Here is a 15,951-nt window from a genome sequence, read left to right on the forward strand (position 1 = left end):
CAACACGGAACGACCGCATTTATCGCTGAAAATGCAAACGCCCGATGTGGTGCATCGGGCGTCTATCGCCGGTTAACCCCGGCACTTTTCAACCGTTCTGAGTGTCAACGCAATTCAGGACGGGTCAGTCCAAACTGTGCAGAAAGATCGTTTTACAGCAGGTTTGCGGGTTTTATGAAAAGACTTCAGCGGTATCCAGCGTTGCAGCCGCCTTGTCCTTGGCGGCCAGCAAGGGTTCACTCTGGATGGGCCAGGTAATGCCCACGGTTGGGTCATTCCACAACAGGCTGCGCTCGAATTCGGGGTACCAGTAGTCAGTGGTTTTGTACAGAAACTCCGCGCTCTCGCTGGTCACCAGAAAACCATGCGCAAAGCCCGGTGGCACCCACAGCTGACGCTTGTTCTCGGCAGACAACACCACCCCGGCCCATTGGCCAAAGGTGGGTGAACTCTGGCGCAAATCCACCGCCACATCAAACACCTCACCCTGCGTCACCCGCACCAGCTTGCCCTGCGGGTGCTGGATCTGGTAGTGCAGACCCCGCAGCACCCCTTGGGCGGATTTGCTGTGGTTGTCCTGCACAAATTGCATATCGAGCCCGGTGCACTGGGCAAAGTCACGGGCGTTGAAACTCTCAAAGAAAAAACCTCTGGCGTCGCCAAAGACTTTTGGCTCCAGGATCAGCACATCGGGCAATTGGGTGGGGATGACGGTATAAGGCATAAATATGGCGCCAGCCCTTGATTTACCGGGGCTAATAGCTATGAAGTTTGATGAATAGGTCTAAATTTGATCAATGGATGAGACTGAGCAAATACTGCCCATACCCATTCTTGGCCAGCGGTGTCGCCAGCTTGTGGATCTGCGCTGCATCGATCCACTTCTGGGCAAAGGCAATCTCTTCCGGGCAGGCCACTTGCAAACCTTGGCGCTTTTGCAGGGTGGCGATGAAGCTGGCGGCCTCTAACAGGCTGTCGTGCGTACCGGTGTCGAGCCAGGCGTAACCGCGGCCCATGATCTCGACGTTGAGCTGGTTTTGCTCCAGGTAGCGTTTGTTCACATCGGTGATTTCCAGCTCGCCCCGGTGAGACGGCTGGATGCTGGCGGCAATGTCACACACCTGGTTGTCGTAGAAGTACAAGCCCGTCACCGCGTAGTGGCTCTTGGGGGCCTTGGGCTTTTCTTCGATGCTGATCGCGCGCATCTTGTCATCAAAGGCCACCACGCCGTAGCGCTCGGGGTCACTCACGCGGTAGGCAAAGACGCTGGCCCCCACCGGGTTGGCATGGGCATGGGCCAGTTGTTTGACCAGGTCGTGGCCGTAGAAGATGTTGTCACCCAGCACCAGCGCACTCGGACTGTTGCCCACAAACTCGCGCCCGATGATGAAGGCCTGCGCCAGACCGTCAGGGCTGGGTTGCACCGCATAGCTGATGGTCATGCCCCATTGGCCGCCATCCCCCAGCAGTTCGGCAAAACGTGGGGTGTCATGCGGGGTGGAGATGATCAGCACCTCACGGATACCGGCGAGCATCAAGGTGCTCAGCGGGTAATAAATCATCGGTTTGTCATACACCGGCATCAGCTGTTTGGAGACAGCCTGTGTCACCGGGTAGAGCCGGGTGCCGGAGCCGCCGGCGAGGATGATGCCTTTGCGTTGTATTGTTGTGTTGGTCATGGTGCGTCCCTGCGATTTATAGAATTTCAACCAGCATGCGGTTCACCCCGGCCTGCCAGGCTGGCAGGGTCAAACCGAAGGTGGCTTGCAGCTTGGTGGTGTCCAGGCGTGAGTTGTGCGGGCGCGTGGCCGGGGTCGGAAAGGCACTGGTGGGCACCGGGTCGACCTGCTGTGCTTTGATCTGGAGAGTGGGTTGCACAAGCTGGGCTTGGGCTAACACATGTTTGGCGTAGTCAAACCAGCTGGTTTGTCCACTGGCGACCAGGTGGTACAGCCCAGCATCGTTGTCCCCGTCTGGCTGGCGGGTGACTTGGCGGATGGCATGGGCGGTGACATCGGCCAGCAGATCCGCGCCGGTGGGGGCACCGATCTGGTCGTTGATGACGGTGAGGCGGTCACGCTCTTGCGCCAGGCGCAGCATGGTTTTGGCAAAGTTGCCACCGCGTGCGGCATAGACCCAACTGGTGCGAAAGATCAGGTGGCGCGGGTTGGCCGCAGCAATGAGTTGTTCACCCTCCCACTTGGTGGCGCCGTACACGCTCAAGGGGCCAGGCGTGTCGGTTTCCACCCAGGGTTTGTCACCACTGCCGTCAAACACATAGTCGGTGCTGTAGTGCACCAGCCAGGCGCCGAGCTTGGCTGCCTCCATGGCCAGCACTTCGGGGGCCAGGGCATTGAGGGTGCGGGCCAACTCGGGTTCACTCTCGGCCTTGTCCACGGCGGTGTGGGCGGCGGCGTTGACGATCACGTCAGGGCGCACGGCGCGCACCGTTTCTGCCAGGCCAGCCAGGTTGCTGAAATCACCGCAAAAGTTGGTGCTGTCGTGGTCCAGCGCGATGAGTTCACCCAGGGGGCTCAGGCTGCGTTGCAGCTCCCAGCCAACCTGGCCACCTTTGCCCAGGAGCAAGATTCTTGTCATGTCAATGGCTCCTGGTTCAGGCGTATTGCTTCTGGACCCAGTCGCGGTAGGCGCCGCTTTGGACATGGCTCACCCAGTCCGGGTTATCCAGGTACCACTGCACGGTTTTGCGGATACCGGTCTCAAAGGTCTCGGCGGGTTTCCAGCCCAGTTCACTTTCCAGCTTGCGCGCATCGATGGCGTAACGGCGGTCGTGGCCGGGGCGGTCGGTGACATAGGTGATCTGGTTCTTGTAGGGTTGGCCATCGGCACGCGGGCGCAATTCGTCGAGCAGGGCGCAGACGGTGTGGACGATGTCAATGTTGGCTTTTTCGTTCCAGCCACCCACGTTGTAGACCTCACCCAGACGGCCCGCTTCCAAGACACGGCGGATCGCGCTGCAATGGTCTTTGACGTAGAGCCAGTCACGGATCTGTTGGCCGTCACCGTACACCGGCAGGGGCTTGCCAGCCAGGGAGTTAACGATCAGCAGCGGGATGAGTTTCTCGGGGAAGTGATACGGGCCGTAGTTGTTGGAGCAGTTGGTGGTGAGCACCGGCAGACCGTAGGTGTGGTGCCAGGCACGCACCAGGTGGTCGCTGGCGGCTTTGCTGGCGGAATACGGGCTGTTGGGCTCGATGTGGCTGGACTCGGTGAAGGCGGGATCATCTTTGGTCAAGGAGCCATAAACCTCGTCGGTGCTGACGTGCAGGAAGCGGAAGGCTTCCTTTTGCTCGGCAGGCAACCCCGACCAGTAGCCGCGCACAGCTTCGAGCAGGTTGAACGTGCCAACGATGTTGGTCTGGATGAAGTCACCGGGGCCGTGGATGCTGCGGTCCACATGGCTCTCGGCCGCGAAGTTGATGACGGCGCGGGGTTGGTGCTGGGCCAGCAGCTTGGCAACCAGATCGCGGTCACCGATGTCGCCTTGCACCAGGGTGTGGCGGGTGTCACCCTGCAGGGTTTGCAGGTTTTCGACATTGCCGGCGTAGGTGAGTTTGTCGAGGGTGATGACGGGCTCGTCATGGACGGCCAGCCAGTCGAGGACGAAGTTGGCGCCGATGAAGCCGGCGCCGCCAGTGACCAAAATCATGTTGTTTTCCCCGTGAAAGCGAGCCCGGACTCAGGCTGTGGCTGATTCTATTTGCTGCGATACCTCCAGCCACTGTTCTTCCAGGCCCTGCAACTCTTCGTTGACCGCTTTCAGGCGCTTGCCCAGGTTGGCAAAGTCGGATGGCGGGGGCGACTGGCTCAAGTGGCCTTCCAGCGCGGCGCCCTCGGTGTTGAGCACGCCCATGCGCGCTTCAATGTCCTGCAACTTGCGTTTGAGGGAGCCGGTGGGCGCGGGTTTGGACTTGGCCTTGATCGCCGCCGCCGCAGCTTCCGCCTGTGCCTTGCGTTCAGCCTTGGCGGCGGCGCTGCTGGCTTCCTTGATCGCTTCACGCTGGCGTTTGGCCTCGTCGAGCAGGTATTTCTGGTAGTCGTCCAGGTCACCGTCAAATGGTTCCACACCGCCGCGTGACACCATCCAGAACTCGTCACAGACTGAGCGCAGCAGCGCCCGGTCGTGGCTCACCAGCATCAACGTGCCCTCAAACTCGTTGAGCGCCATCGCCAGCGCCTCGCGGGTGGCCAGATCCAGGTGATTGGTAGGCTCGTCCATCAGCAGCAGATTCGGGCGCTGCCAGACCATCATGCACAACACCAGCCGGGCTTTTTCGCCACCACTCATGCTGCCCACGGCTTGTTTGACCATGTCCCCGCTGAAGTTGAAGGTGCCCAGGAAACTGCGCAAATCCTGCTCACGCGTTTGCTGGCCCGCGATCTTGCCAGCGGCCGTCATGTCTTTGACCAGGCGGATCATGTGCTCGAGCGGCGTGTCGGTGGGGCGCAACACATCCAACTCCTGCTGGGCAAAGTAGCCGATGTTCAGGCCCTTGCCTTCGGTGATCTCACCACCAATGGCCTGAAGATCACGCGCGATGGTTTTTACCAGCGTGGATTTACCTTGTCCGTTGGCACCCAAAATACCGATGCGCTGGCCTGCCAGCACCGATTTACTGACGTTGTGGACAATCACGGTAGGGGGCGTGCCCTCAGGTGCGTCGTCCGGCGCGGGGTAACCAAAACTCACGCCGGTCATCGACAACATCGGGTTGGGCAGATTCGCCGGTTCCTTGAACTCGAAGGTGAAGTCAGCCTCGGCCAGCAGCGGCGCAATTTTCTCCATGCGGTCCAGCGCCTTGACCCGGCTTTGCGCCTGTTTGGCCTTGCTGGCCTTGGCCTTGAAGCGGTCGATGAACTTTTTGAGGTGGGCGATCTTGTCTTGCTGTTTGGCAAACGCTGCCTGTTGTAACTCCATCTTCTCGGCGCGCATGTCCTCAAACTTGCTGTAGTTGCCGCCGTAACGCACCAGTTTGCCCGCGTCGATGTGCAGGGTGACGTTGGTCACCGCGTCCAGAAACTCGCGGTCATGGCTGATGACAATCATCGTGCCCTGGTAACGCTGCAACCAAGCTTCGAGCCAGACCAATGCATCCAAGTCCAAGTGGTTGGTCGGTTCGTCCAGCAGCAGCAGGTCGCTCGGGCACATCAGCGCACGGGCCAATTGCAGGCGCATGCGCCAGCCGCCTGAGAAGCTGTTGACCGGATTGGTGAGTTCGGTGGTCTTGAAACCCAGGCCCAGGATCAGCGCCTGCGCGCGTGCCGGTGCGTCATGGGCGCCCGCGTCTTGCAAGGCCATGTAGGCGTGGGCCATGCGGTCATAGTCCTCGGTGGCTTCTGCGGCGGTCACTTCTTGTTGGGCGGCCAGCAGGGTGGTGTCGCCATCCACCACAAAGTCGGTGGCGGATTGCTCGGTCTCGGGCATGTCCTGCGCCACCTGGCCCATGCGCCACTGCGCGGGAATGTAGTACTCGCCCACATCTTCGTGCAGGCTGCCGTTGAACAGGGCGAACAGGCTGGATTTGCCGGCGCCGTTGCGTCCGACCAGGCCCACCTTTTCGCCAGGGTTGATGGTGACGGAAGCGCCTTCCAGCAGGACTTTGGCGCTGCGGCGCAGGGTGACGTTTTTAAGGGTGATCAAGAGAAAAACTTTGCAGGTTGGGGGGTCAAGGGTGGCTTGTGTTGGGGCCAGGGGGCATGGATTGCGGGTCAAGCCCGCAATGACAGGCCAGGCATCATGGCGGGGTGGATGGCAACGTCGCGGTCGCCACTTGCTGCAGCAGCGCGGCGCGGGTGACCAGCAGCACCTGGTCTTCTCCGGCGCTGGTTTCCAGCCAGATCACTTCCAGGTGCGGGAAGGCGGCCTCAAAGTGGGTCCGTTCATGGCCGATTTCCAGCACCAGAATGGCCTCGGGCGTCATCTGGGCGGGCGCGTCACGCAGCAGTTGGCGGATGAAGTCCATGCCGTCTGTGCCACCGGCCATGTTGCCGTCCAGCGCCAGCGCGGGCTCGGCCTGGAATTCGGGGGGCAGGGCGGCCATGCTGTGGGCGTTGACATACGGCGGGTTGCACAAAATCAGGTCGTAATGGCTGCCGGTGGTGGGGATGCCGTCGCCCTGGCGCAGCGAGATGCGGTCCTGCAGGCCGTGGCGGTCGATGTTGATGCGGGCCACCTCCAGCGCGTCGGCGCTGATGTCGCTGGCTTGCACCTTCACGTCCGGGTAGACCATGGCGGCAATCACCGCCAGACTGCCGTTGCCGGTGCACAGGTCCAGCACCCGGTGGGTTTCTTCACCCAACCAGTAGTCCAGATGGCCTTCCATCAGCACCTCGGCAATCAGCGAGCGCGGCACGATGGCGCGTTCGTCCACATAAAACGCCACGCCTTGCAGCCATGCCTCTTGGGTCAGGTAGGCGGCGGGTTTGCGGGTGCTGATGCGCGCTTCGATCAACGCGGCGATCTGCCCTTGCTCTTGCGCGGTGACAAGCCGGTTGGCTGAGGCCTCTTCAGGGTCGAGCGAGGTGTCCAGCGGCAGGCCCAGGCGCCACAGCACCAGCCAGGCCGCCTCGTCAAAAGCATTCGTGGTGCCGTGCCCAAAGGCCACACCGGCCTGCGTGAGTTGGTCGGCAGCCTGGGTGACGCAGGTCAGCAGGGTCAGTGGCGCGGGGGGCGAGGTTTTCATGACAGGTCCTCCAGCACACGGCGGTAGATGGTTTTCAATGGTTTGACGTCGGTGGCGCTAGTGGCTCATGTCCAGCGTGATTTCGGTGAAGGTGGCTTTGTCGTCAGCGTCTGGCTGGCCCGCGCGGGCCTTGGCCAAAGCATCTGCGCTGGTCTGGCTGGTGAAGTCGTTTTGCAGGCGCCACATCAGGTTGGTGGGTGAATCGGCGTTGGCCAGGCCTTCCTTGCGCTCCACCACGCCTGCCACGATCAGCCGGGCAATGTCCTGCTCAAAGGTCTGGCTGCCTTCGGCCAGCGATTTTTCCATGGCCTCGACGATGCCCGAGAAGTTGCCCTTTTCGATCATCTCACCCACCAGGCGGGTGTTGAGCATGATCTCGACGGCGGGCGTGCGGGTGTCCGCCAGGGTGCGCAGCAGGCGCTGCGAGACGATGGCGCGCATGGACGCGGCCAAATCGCCCAGCATGGTCTGGCGCACTTCCACCGGGAAAAAGCTCAGGATCCGGTTCAGCGCCTGGTAGCTGTTGTTGGCGTGCATGGTGGCCAGGCACAGGTGGCCGGTCTGGGCGTAGGCCATGGCCGCTGACATGGTCTCGCGGTCGCGGATTTCGCCGATCATGATCACGTCGGGGGCCTGACGCAGGGCGTTTTTCAAGGCCACTTGCAGGGACTCGGTGTCGGTGCCAACCTCGCGCTGGTTCACCACCGAGCGTTTGTTCTTGAACAAAAACTCCACCGGGTCTTCAATGGTCAGGATGTGGCCCGAGGCATTGGCGTTGCGGTGGTCGATCATGGCCGCCAGCGTGGTGCTTTTGCCCGAGCCGGTGGCGCCCACCATCAGGATCAGCCCGCGCTTTTGCAACATCAAATCGGCCAGCAGCGGCGGCAACGACAGCGACGACAGCGGCGGCACCTCGTTGACGATGAAGCGGATCACCACCGCAAACGTGCCGCGTTGGCGCATGGCGCTGACACGGAAGCGCCCCACGCCGGTCATGGACCAGCCCACGTTGAGTTCGTTTTTTTTCTTCAACTCCTCGATCTGCTCCGGCGGCAGGATCTCGATGAGCAGGTTCAGCGGGGCGTCGGGCGGCAAAATCTGGCTGCTGATCGGGACACACACGCCGTTGATGCGGATCAGCGCCGGCGACTGGGCAGACAGGTAGATGTCAGAGGCGCGTTTGTCCGCCATCAGCCGCAGGATGCGGCGCATGGTGCCTTCGGCGCTGGTTTCTATGCTGGCCATGTCAGTGCCTTTCTGGACAAGTTGCGCACATCCTGCGATCAGTTGGGGACAGAGCAAAGTTCACTGCGTGTGTAACGCTTGGTCTGTCGCTCAATCCGGACATCCCGTGATCAGTTGGGGACAGAGCATAAGTTCACTGCGTGTGTAACGCTTGGTCTGTCGCTCAATCTGGACATTCGATGATCAGTTGGTGACAGAGCAAAGTTCACTGCGTGTAACTCTTGGTCTGTCACTCAATCTCTCAGTAAATCATTCAAACTGGTTTTGGCGCGGGTTTGCGCGTCCACGTGTTTGACGATGATGGCAGCGTACAGGTTGTATTTGCCGCCGTCCTTGGGCAGGGTGCCGGAGATGACTACCGAACCCGCTGGCACGCGGCCATAGGTCACCTCGCCGGTGGCGCGGTCGTAAATGGGTGTGCTCTGGCCGATGTAGACGCCCATGGACAGCACCGAGTTTTCTTCGACGATGACGCCTTCCACCACCTCGGAGCGGGCGCCGATGAAGCAGTTGTCTTCAATGATGGTGGGGTTGGCCTGCATCGGCTCCAGCACACCGCCAATGCCAACACCACCGCTCAGGTGCACGTTTTTGCCGATTTGCGCGCAGGAGCCCACGGCGGCCCAGGTGTCGACCATGGTGCCTTCATCGACATAGGCGCCGATGTTCACAAACGACGGCATCAGGATCACGCCCTTGCCCAGGTAGCTGCCACGCCGTGCCACAGCCGGGGGCACGATGCGCACGCCGGTGGCTTTGAACCCGGCTTCGTCCATGTCAGAGAACTTGGTTGGCACCTTGTCGTAAAAGCCCAGGTCACCGGCTTGCATCAGCTCGTTGTCGCGCAGCCGAAAGCTCAGCAACACGGCCTTTTTGATCCACTGGTGGGTGGTCCACTGGCCCACGCCGTCACGGGTGGCCACGCGCAGCTGGCCGTTGTTGAGCTGGTGGATGACGTGTTCGACCGCGTCGGTGACTTCCTTGGGGGCCGAGGCGGCAGACAGGTTGGCGCGGTCGTCCCAGGCGGCGTCCAGAATGGCTTGAAGTTGTTGGGTCATGGGGCTGGTCTCTTAGGCTAGTGATTGAAAAAGGTTGCGATGCCGGGGTGAGGCCGCTTGCTAACGGCCGCGGCCGAGCACAAATTGGCGGATGCGGTGGGCGGCTTCCACACATTCTGCTGTATCGGCCACCAGGGCCATGCGGATACGGCCCGCGCCCGGGTTGCTGCCTTGCGCCTCGCGCGCCAAAAACGATCCGGGCAGCACCGTCACATTGTAAGTAGCGTACAGCTCGCGGGTGAACGCCAGCTCATCCCCCGCCACATCGGCCCACAGGTAAAACCCGGCGTCGGGCAGCGCAACCTGCATCACCTCGGCCAGCAGCGGCGTCACTGCAGCAAACTTGGCCCGGTACAAGGCCCGGTTCTCGATGACATGGGCCTCGTCACCCCAGGCGGCGAGGCTGGCGCTTTGCACCACCGGACTCATGGCGCAGCCGTGGTAGGTGCGGTAGAGCAAAAAGGCGCTGATGAGGGCCGCATCACCCGCGACAAAACCGCTGCGCAGGCCCGGCACGTTGCTGCGCTTGGACAGGCTGGTGAGGGAGATCAGATTTTTGAAGTCATGGCGACCCAATTGGGCAGCGGCTTGCAGGCCGCCCAGCGGTGGCTCGTCGCGGAAGTAAATCTCGCTGTAACACTCGTCGCTGGCAATCACAAAACCAAAGCGGTCACTCAGGTCAAACAACTTTTGCCACTCGCCCAAGGGCATCACGGCACCGGTCGGGTTGCCAGGTGAGCAGACAAACAGTTGCTGCGTGCGCGCCCACACGGCGTCGGGCACGCTGTCCCAGTCCGGGGCAAAGTTGCGCGCCGGGTCACTGGCCACGTAATACGGCTCGGCCCCGGCCAGCAGCGCGGCGCCTTCGTAGATTTGGTAGAACGGGTTCGGGCAGACCACGATGGGCTTGACTCCGGTGACCGCGCTGTCAGCCGGATCGATGATGGTTTGCGTGAGCGCAAACAGCGCCTCGCGCGAGCCGTTAACGGGCAGGGTCTGGGTCAACGGGTTGACGCTTAAACCGTAGCGTTTGCCCATCCAGGCCGCAAACGCCTGGCGCAGGGCCGGTTCCCCCGCCGTCGCCGGGTAAGCCGCCAGGCCGCTGGGTGAGCGGTTGATCGCGTCACACAGCGCTTGCTGGATGAAAGGGGGGGTGGCGTGTTTGGGCTCGCCAATGCCCAGGCTGATGGGTTTGTAGGCGGGGTCGGGCGTGACACCTGCCAACAGCAGGCGCAGGCGCTCAAACGGGTAGGGTTGCAGCAGGGGGAGCATGGGGTTCATGGCGGGCGATTATCCCGGATGGGATCAGCCCAGCACATAATCAAAGCCATATGGACTTGATTGAATTGCCGGTCAGTGAGTTGTTTGTGGGGATGTCACTGCGCTTCACCCTGCGCGACCGCAGTGGCAGTTTGTTGCTGGCCAAAGGCCAGAAAATCGACACCAGCCAGCAACTCGAAGGCATCAAGAGCCGCCAGCATGTTTTCGTGGAGCTTGACCGAACCGACGAAGGTGTGCGTGCGGTGATGACGAGTTTCACCGCGCTGAACCGTGCCGATGCACCCATCAAGGACTTCTCCCGGTTTTTCAATGTTCAGCGGCCAAGCGTACCCGCCATGAAACCAGACGGCAGCCTGCTTCTGGACTGGGGCGATGTGGAGTCGAAGTTGGGTGGGTTGCTGGCCAGCGTGGCCAGCACGCCGGATTTTCCCGATCGTCTGCAGGCCTTGGCCGCGTCGGTTGACCGGCTGTTGACGCAAGACAGCGCTGGCTCCCAACTGGTGCTGTTTAACCGGGCGGTGACGCATTTTGGTGGCTATAGCGTGCTGCATGCGTTGTTATGTGCCGTGGTGGCACATGCGTTGAGCGAGGTGTTTGCGTTGTCTGCGCAGCAGCGGCAAAGCCTAGTGTGCGCTGCCTTGAGCATGAATGTGGCCATGACCTCGGTTCAGAACGAACTGGCGTTGCAAAAGTTCGAACCCAGCCCCAGCCAGCGCCGTGTGATCGACGCCCATGCGGTCCAGGGCAAGCAGATGCTGGAACAAGCGGGCGTGACCGATCGGGACTGGCTGACCATGGTGGCGCTGCACCACACCCCGCTGGGCGCCAGCACCAGCGACAGCCTGTCGGACTGGCCGGTGGAAAAGCGCATGGTCAAAATTTTGCAGACCGTTGATCGCTACACCGCCGCCATGAGCCCGCGCAAGTCGCGCAGCGGCCGCACTGCCCGCGACTCGGTACGTGCGGTGGTCATGCCCGATGGCGGCACCCAACATGATGTGGTGGGGGCCGCCTTGATGCGGGTGTTTGGACTTTGCCCACCCGGTACCTTTGTGAAGCTGGCCAACGGTGAAACGGCCGTGGTGATGCGACGGGGGGCCAAGGCGGCTGCGCCCTGGGTGGCCAGCGTGCTCAACCGGCTTGACCAACCCGTGGCCGAGCCCAGTTTGCGCGACACCTCGCGCGAGGGGTATGCGGTGCAATCGACCCTGGTGGCGACAGCGGTGCGCGTCACCCTGAACATGGAGACCTTGCTGCGATTGATGCCCAAATAGCGACGCGCTCACCCCCAACGGTGGGGTCAGAGGTGTCGCGACTGTGCCGACACCGTCAAGCCCAGCCAGCGTGACGCTGCTTGCGCCAACAAATCCGGGTCGCCGGTGCTGCGTAGCGTGATTTGACCGATGTGATCCTCACTGGCGTGGTGTGTCAGCACCCGCCGAGCTTGCCGGGCGACCGGTGCACCGTTGTCAATGATCAACACGCCTGCGGGCAACAGGGCTTGCCACTGGGCGCGGGCAAAGGGGTAATGGGTGCAGCCCAGCACCAGCGTGTCCATCTCGCCTGGATGGACGCCAAACGGGCCGCCAGCCTGCAGGTAGCGGGCGCAGAGTGCGCTGATGTTGGGCGTGTCGTTGTGCTCGATGGCATCGGCCAGCCCATCACAGGGCTGGCAAAAAAACTGCGCCTGGCCGTCCAGCGAGGCCAGCAGGGCTTTGAATTTCTGGCTGGCCAGCGTGCCACGCGTCGCCATCACGCCGATGTGATGGGTCTGGCTGGCGGCCACCGCCGGTTTCAGGGCGGGTTCCACACCAATGATGGGCAGGCCAGGGTGGTCCCGGCGCAACAGGTGGATGGCGGCAGCGGTGGCGGTGTTGCAGGCCATCACCAGCGCTTTGATGGGCTGGTCTTCACCGTGCAGCAGGTGGTGCGTGATGGCGCGTGCGCGCGCCACCACAAACGCCTCGTCCCGTTCGCCATAGGGCGCAAAACCGCTGTCCGCCAGGTAAACAAAGTCTTCGTGCGGCAGCTCAGCCCGCAGCGCCCGCAGCACACTCAAGCCGCCCACGCCGCTGTCAAAGACGCCGATGGGGCGGCTTGGCAATGTGGGGTCGCCAGAAGGATCTAACTCAGTCAAACCGCTGTTGACTCACGCCGTGGTGACCGCGATGCCCTTGAACTCACCACTGGCGATGCGTTCTTTCCACTCGGCCGGGCCGGTGATGTGGGCGCTGGTGCCGCCGGCGTCCACCGCCACGGTGACCGGCATGTCCACCACATCGAACTCATAAATCGCTTCCATGCCCAGGTCGGCAAATCCCACCACCTTGGCGGTTTTGATGGCCTTGCTGACCAGGTAGGCCGCACCGCCCACCGCCATCAGGTAAGCGCTTTGGTGTTTTTTGATCGCCTCAATCGCCACCGGGCCACGTTCGGCCTTGCCCACCATCGCGATCAGGCCGGTTTCGGCCAGCATCATTTCGGTGAAACCGTCCATCCGGGTGGCGGTGGTGGGGCCAGCGGGGCCCACGGCTTCGTCACCCACCGGGTCGACCGGGCCCACGTAATAAATCACCCGGTTGGTGAAGTCGACCGGCAGTTGCTCGCCCTTGGCCAGCATCTGCTGGATGCGTTTGTGGGCGGCGTCGCGGCCAGTGAGCATCTTGCCGTTGAGCAGCAAGGTGTCGCCGGGTTTCCAGCTGGCGACTTCTTCCTTGGTCAAGGTGTTGAGATTGACCTTCTTGCTCTTGACGTAATCGGGTGTCCACGCCACATCGGGCCAGGTGTCCAGCGAGGGCGGGGTCAGGTAGACCGGGCCGCTGCCATCCATCACAAAATGCGCGTGGCGGGTGGCGGCGCAGTTGGGGATCATGGCAATCGGTTTGCTGGCGGCGTGGGTTGGGTACATCTTGATCTTGACGTCGAGCACCGTGGTCAGGCCGCCCAGACCCTGGGCGCCGATGCCCAAGGCGTTAACCTTCTCGAACAACTCAAGCCGCAGCTTTTCGACGCTGGAGAGTTCCGCGCCGCTGGCCGCTTTGGCCTGCAGCTCGTACATGTCCAGGTCGTCCATCAGGCTTTCTTTGGCCATCAACACGGCTTTTTCGGCAGTGCCGCCGATGCCGATGCCCAGCATGCCCGGTGGGCACCAGCCTGCGCCCATGGTGGGCACGGTTTTGAGCACCCAGTCGACCACGCTGTCGCCGGGGTTCAACATATACATCTTGCTTTTGTTCTCGCTGCCGCCGCCTTTGGCGGCCACGGTCACTTCGACCGTGTTGCCGGGAACGATCTCGGTGTTGATCACCGCCGGGGTGTTGTCTTTGGTGTTCTTGCGCAAAAACTCGGGGTCGGCCACCACGCTGGCGCGCAAGGTGTTGTCGGGGTGGTTGTAACCACGGCGCACCCCTTCGTTGATGGCGTCGTCCAGGCTGCCGGTGAAACCTTCCCAGGTCACGTCCATACCCACCTTGAGGAACACGTTGACGATACCCGTGTCCTGGCAGATGGGCCGGTGGCCGGTCGCGCTCATCTTGCTGTTGGTCAGAATCTGCGCGATGGCGTCTTTGGCGGCCGGGCTTTGTTCACGCTCGTACGCGCGGGCCAGGTGGGCAATGTAGTCGGCCGGGTGGTAGTAGCTGATGTACTGCAGCGCGGCGGCAATGGATTCGATCAGGTCGGCTTGGCGGATGGCGGTACGCATGGGTTTTACCTTAAAGAGTGAGCGTATTTGGGGTCTGTCGGTAGCATCGCAGTTTAACCAAGGACCCCCAACACCAGGCTGACTCGGCTTGGCCGATCACCATGCTCAAACTCATTGTTCGCAGCGTCAACCAGTTCGTCAATTCGCAAACCATCGGCGGTGTCTTGCTGGCTGTGGCCGCTGTGCTGGCGCTGATTCTGAGCAACTCGCCGCTGCAGCCGCTGTATGACGCACTTTTGAACACCCCCGGCGAGGTGCGCATCGGCGGTGATTGGCTGGTGCTCTCCAAACCCACCTTGGTCTGGGTGAATGATCTGTGGATGGCGGTGTTTTTCTTCTTGGTGGGCCTGGAGATCAAGCGGGAATTGCTGCAGGGCGAACTGGCCTCAAGAGCCCAGGCCTTGCTGCCCGCGGGTGCCGCGCTGGGCGGCATGGTGGTGCCAGCGCTGATTTATGCCGCGATCAATGCTGGTAACCCGGTGGCCCTTCAAGGCTGGGGCATTCCGATGGCCACCGACATTGCCTTTGCGCTGGGTATTTTGGTGCTGCTGGGCAGCCGGGTACCCACCTCGCTGAAGATTTTTCTCACCGCCGTGGCGATCATTGACGATTTGGGGGCGATCCTGGTGATTGCCTTTTTCTATACCGCCGACCTGTCCCTGGCCATGTTGCTGGCGGCAGGCGGGGGCGCGCTGGTGCTGTTGGTACTCAACCGCAGTCGGGTCACGTCGGTGGGCCCCTATGTGATCGTTGGTCTGATCATCTGGGTGTGTGTACTGAAGTCTGGCATTCACGCCACGCTGGCCGGGGTGATCACTGCGCTGGCGGTGCCCATCTCGGATGGCAAGGGCGGCTCGCCGCTGGGCCGGGCCGAGCATGCGCTGCACCCCTGGGTGGCTTACGGCATCTTGCCCGTGTTCGCGTTTGCCAATGCCGGGGTGTCGCTGAGCGGCATCACGTTGTCCACGCTGACCCAAACGGTGCCCTTGGGGATTGCTGCCGGTTTGGTGGTGGGCAAAACGGTGGGGGTGTTTGGCGCATCATGGCTGTTGATACGCTTTGGTGGCGCCCAGTTGCCCTATCAAAGCACCTGGCTGCAGTTTTTGGGCGTGTGCGTGCTGTGCGGTGTGGGCTTCACCATGAGCCTGTTCATTGGATCGCTGGCATTTGCGGGCGCTGATCCCGCGTTGGGCGTGCAAGTCAAGATTGGGGTATTGATGGGCTCGCTGATCAGCGCGGTGCTGGCGGTGCTGTTGCTGCTGAGCCAATCCAGCCGGGCGCAGCCGGATTAACCGGACAACGCCCTTCACCCGTCAATGTTTGTCGGACGCCGGGGGGTGCATCAACCGGTCGGTGTAGGCAATGGCCATCGCCGAGAGCAAAAACGCGATGTGGATCACCGTCTGGGCGATCAGCACCTTCTCGCTGTAATTGGCGGCGTTGATGAAAGTTTTGAGCAGGTGGATGGAGCTGATGCCGATGATGGCGGTGGCCAGCTTCACCTTGAGCACAGACGCGTTGACGTGGTCCAGCCACTCAGGCTGGTCTGGGTGGTTATCCAGGTCCATGCGGCTCACAAAAGTTTCGTAGCCGCCCACAATCACCATGATCAGCAGGTTGGAGATCATCACCACGTCAATCAGCGCCAGCAGCACCAGCATGATGACGGTCTCGTTGAGGTGCGTGACCGGTGCTTCACTGCGGTACCCAATGCTCTCCACCAGCGCGGCCAGCGCGGTCTGGCTGCCAAACACCGCCTCCAACAGATGCACCACTTCAACCCAGAAGTGGTAAACGTACACACACTGCGCCAGAATCAAGCCCAGATACAGCGGCAACTGCAGCCAGCGGCTGGCAAAAATCAGGCGCGGGATCGGCCGCAGGACGGCTCTTTTTTCGGATTTGGCAGTTGACATGAAGTGACTGAAAGTTGGGACGGTGAGGGAGTTTATCGTGCGGC

General features: G+C 61.9%; 14 protein-coding genes. 2 read left to right on the forward strand and 12 right to left on the reverse strand.

Annotated features, from left to right (window positions below; all coding sequences use genetic code 11):
* Positions 1-172: 172 nt before the first annotated feature.
* From rfbC to dapC, 9 genes are all read right to left on the reverse strand, one after another.
* Complete coding sequence (gene rfbC / locus LHU53_RS00005) at positions 173-724, reverse strand: dTDP-4-dehydrorhamnose 3,5-epimerase (protein WP_227330031.1); 552 nt, start codon at positions 722-724, stop codon at positions 173-175.
* A 70-nt stretch (positions 725-794) separates the two neighbouring features.
* Positions 795-1,664, reverse strand: a complete 870-nt coding sequence (gene rfbA, locus LHU53_RS00010) for a glucose-1-phosphate thymidylyltransferase RfbA (RefSeq protein ID WP_227330336.1) — start codon at positions 1,662-1,664, stop codon at positions 795-797.
* Positions 1,665-1,695: 31 nt separating this feature from the next.
* On the reverse strand, positions 1,696-2,598 hold the full coding sequence (rfbD, locus tag LHU53_RS00015) for a dTDP-4-dehydrorhamnose reductase (RefSeq protein WP_227330032.1): 903 nt from the start codon (positions 2,596-2,598) through the stop codon (positions 1,696-1,698).
* A 16-nt stretch (positions 2,599-2,614) separates the two neighbouring features.
* Positions 2,615-3,670 carry a dTDP-glucose 4,6-dehydratase gene (gene rfbB / locus LHU53_RS00020; protein ID WP_227330033.1) on the reverse strand — a complete coding sequence of 352 codons (1,056 nt, stop codon included), beginning with the start codon at positions 3,668-3,670 and terminating at the stop codon, positions 2,615-2,617.
* Positions 3,671-3,700: 30 nt separating this feature from the next.
* A complete protein-coding gene (locus tag LHU53_RS00025; RefSeq protein WP_227330034.1) occupies positions 3,701-5,662 on the reverse strand; it encodes an ABC-F family ATP-binding cassette domain-containing protein in 1,962 nt (653 codons plus the stop codon).
* 94 nt (positions 5,663-5,756) lie between these two features.
* Positions 5,757-6,704 carry a 50S ribosomal protein L3 N(5)-glutamine methyltransferase gene (prmB, locus tag LHU53_RS00030; protein WP_227330035.1) on the reverse strand — a complete coding sequence of 316 codons (948 nt, stop codon included), beginning with the start codon at positions 6,702-6,704 and terminating at the stop codon, positions 5,757-5,759.
* A 57-nt stretch (positions 6,705-6,761) separates the two neighbouring features.
* Complete coding sequence (locus LHU53_RS00035) at positions 6,762-7,949, reverse strand: PilT/PilU family type 4a pilus ATPase (RefSeq protein ID WP_227330036.1); 1,188 nt, start codon at positions 7,947-7,949, stop codon at positions 6,762-6,764.
* A 233-nt stretch (positions 7,950-8,182) separates the two neighbouring features.
* Complete coding sequence (gene dapD / locus LHU53_RS00040) at positions 8,183-9,007, reverse strand: 2,3,4,5-tetrahydropyridine-2,6-dicarboxylate N-succinyltransferase (protein ID WP_227330037.1); 825 nt, start codon at positions 9,005-9,007, stop codon at positions 8,183-8,185.
* Positions 9,008-9,067: 60 nt separating this feature from the next.
* Positions 9,068-10,288: a succinyldiaminopimelate transaminase gene (dapC, locus tag LHU53_RS00045; RefSeq protein WP_227330038.1), complete on the reverse strand. Its 1,221-nt coding sequence runs from the start codon at positions 10,286-10,288 to the stop codon at positions 9,068-9,070.
* Positions 10,289-10,338: 50 nt separating this feature from the next.
* On the opposite strand from dapC, the gene LHU53_RS00050 reads away from it, so the two are divergent.
* The gene (locus LHU53_RS00050; RefSeq protein ID WP_227330039.1) at positions 10,339-11,562 is read left to right on the forward strand and encodes an HD-GYP domain-containing protein; all 1,224 of its coding nucleotides are present in this window, start codon (positions 10,339-10,341) and stop codon (positions 11,560-11,562) included.
* A 26-nt stretch (positions 11,563-11,588) separates the two neighbouring features.
* Here the strand turns inward: LHU53_RS00050 and murI are convergent, their stop codons facing one another.
* Together murI and LHU53_RS00060 are read right to left on the reverse strand one after the other, a co-directional pair.
* Positions 11,589-12,392, reverse strand: coding sequence for a glutamate racemase (gene murI / locus LHU53_RS00055; protein ID WP_227330040.1), 804 nt, complete (start codon positions 12,390-12,392; stop codon positions 11,589-11,591).
* A gap of 45 nt (positions 12,393-12,437) precedes the next feature.
* Positions 12,438-13,991, reverse strand: a complete 1,554-nt coding sequence (locus tag LHU53_RS00060) for a fumarate hydratase (protein ID WP_227330041.1) — start codon at positions 13,989-13,991, stop codon at positions 12,438-12,440.
* 101 nt (positions 13,992-14,092) lie between these two features.
* On the opposite strand from LHU53_RS00060, the gene nhaA reads away from it, so the two are divergent.
* On the forward strand, positions 14,093-15,283 hold the full coding sequence (gene nhaA, locus LHU53_RS00065) for a Na+/H+ antiporter NhaA (RefSeq protein WP_227330042.1): 1,191 nt from the start codon (positions 14,093-14,095) through the stop codon (positions 15,281-15,283).
* Positions 15,284-15,304: 21 nt separating this feature from the next.
* On the opposite strand, the gene LHU53_RS00070 is transcribed toward nhaA, so the two are convergent.
* Entirely contained in the window at positions 15,305-15,907 is a 603-nt protein-coding gene (locus tag LHU53_RS00070) for a TIGR00645 family protein (RefSeq protein WP_227330043.1), read from the reverse strand.
* Between the last annotated feature and the right edge of the window lie 44 nt (positions 15,908-15,951).

The organism is Rhodoferax sp. U2-2l (genome assembly GCF_020594515.1).
Taxonomy (GTDB): Bacteria; Pseudomonadota; Gammaproteobacteria; order Burkholderiales; family Burkholderiaceae_C; genus Rhodoferax.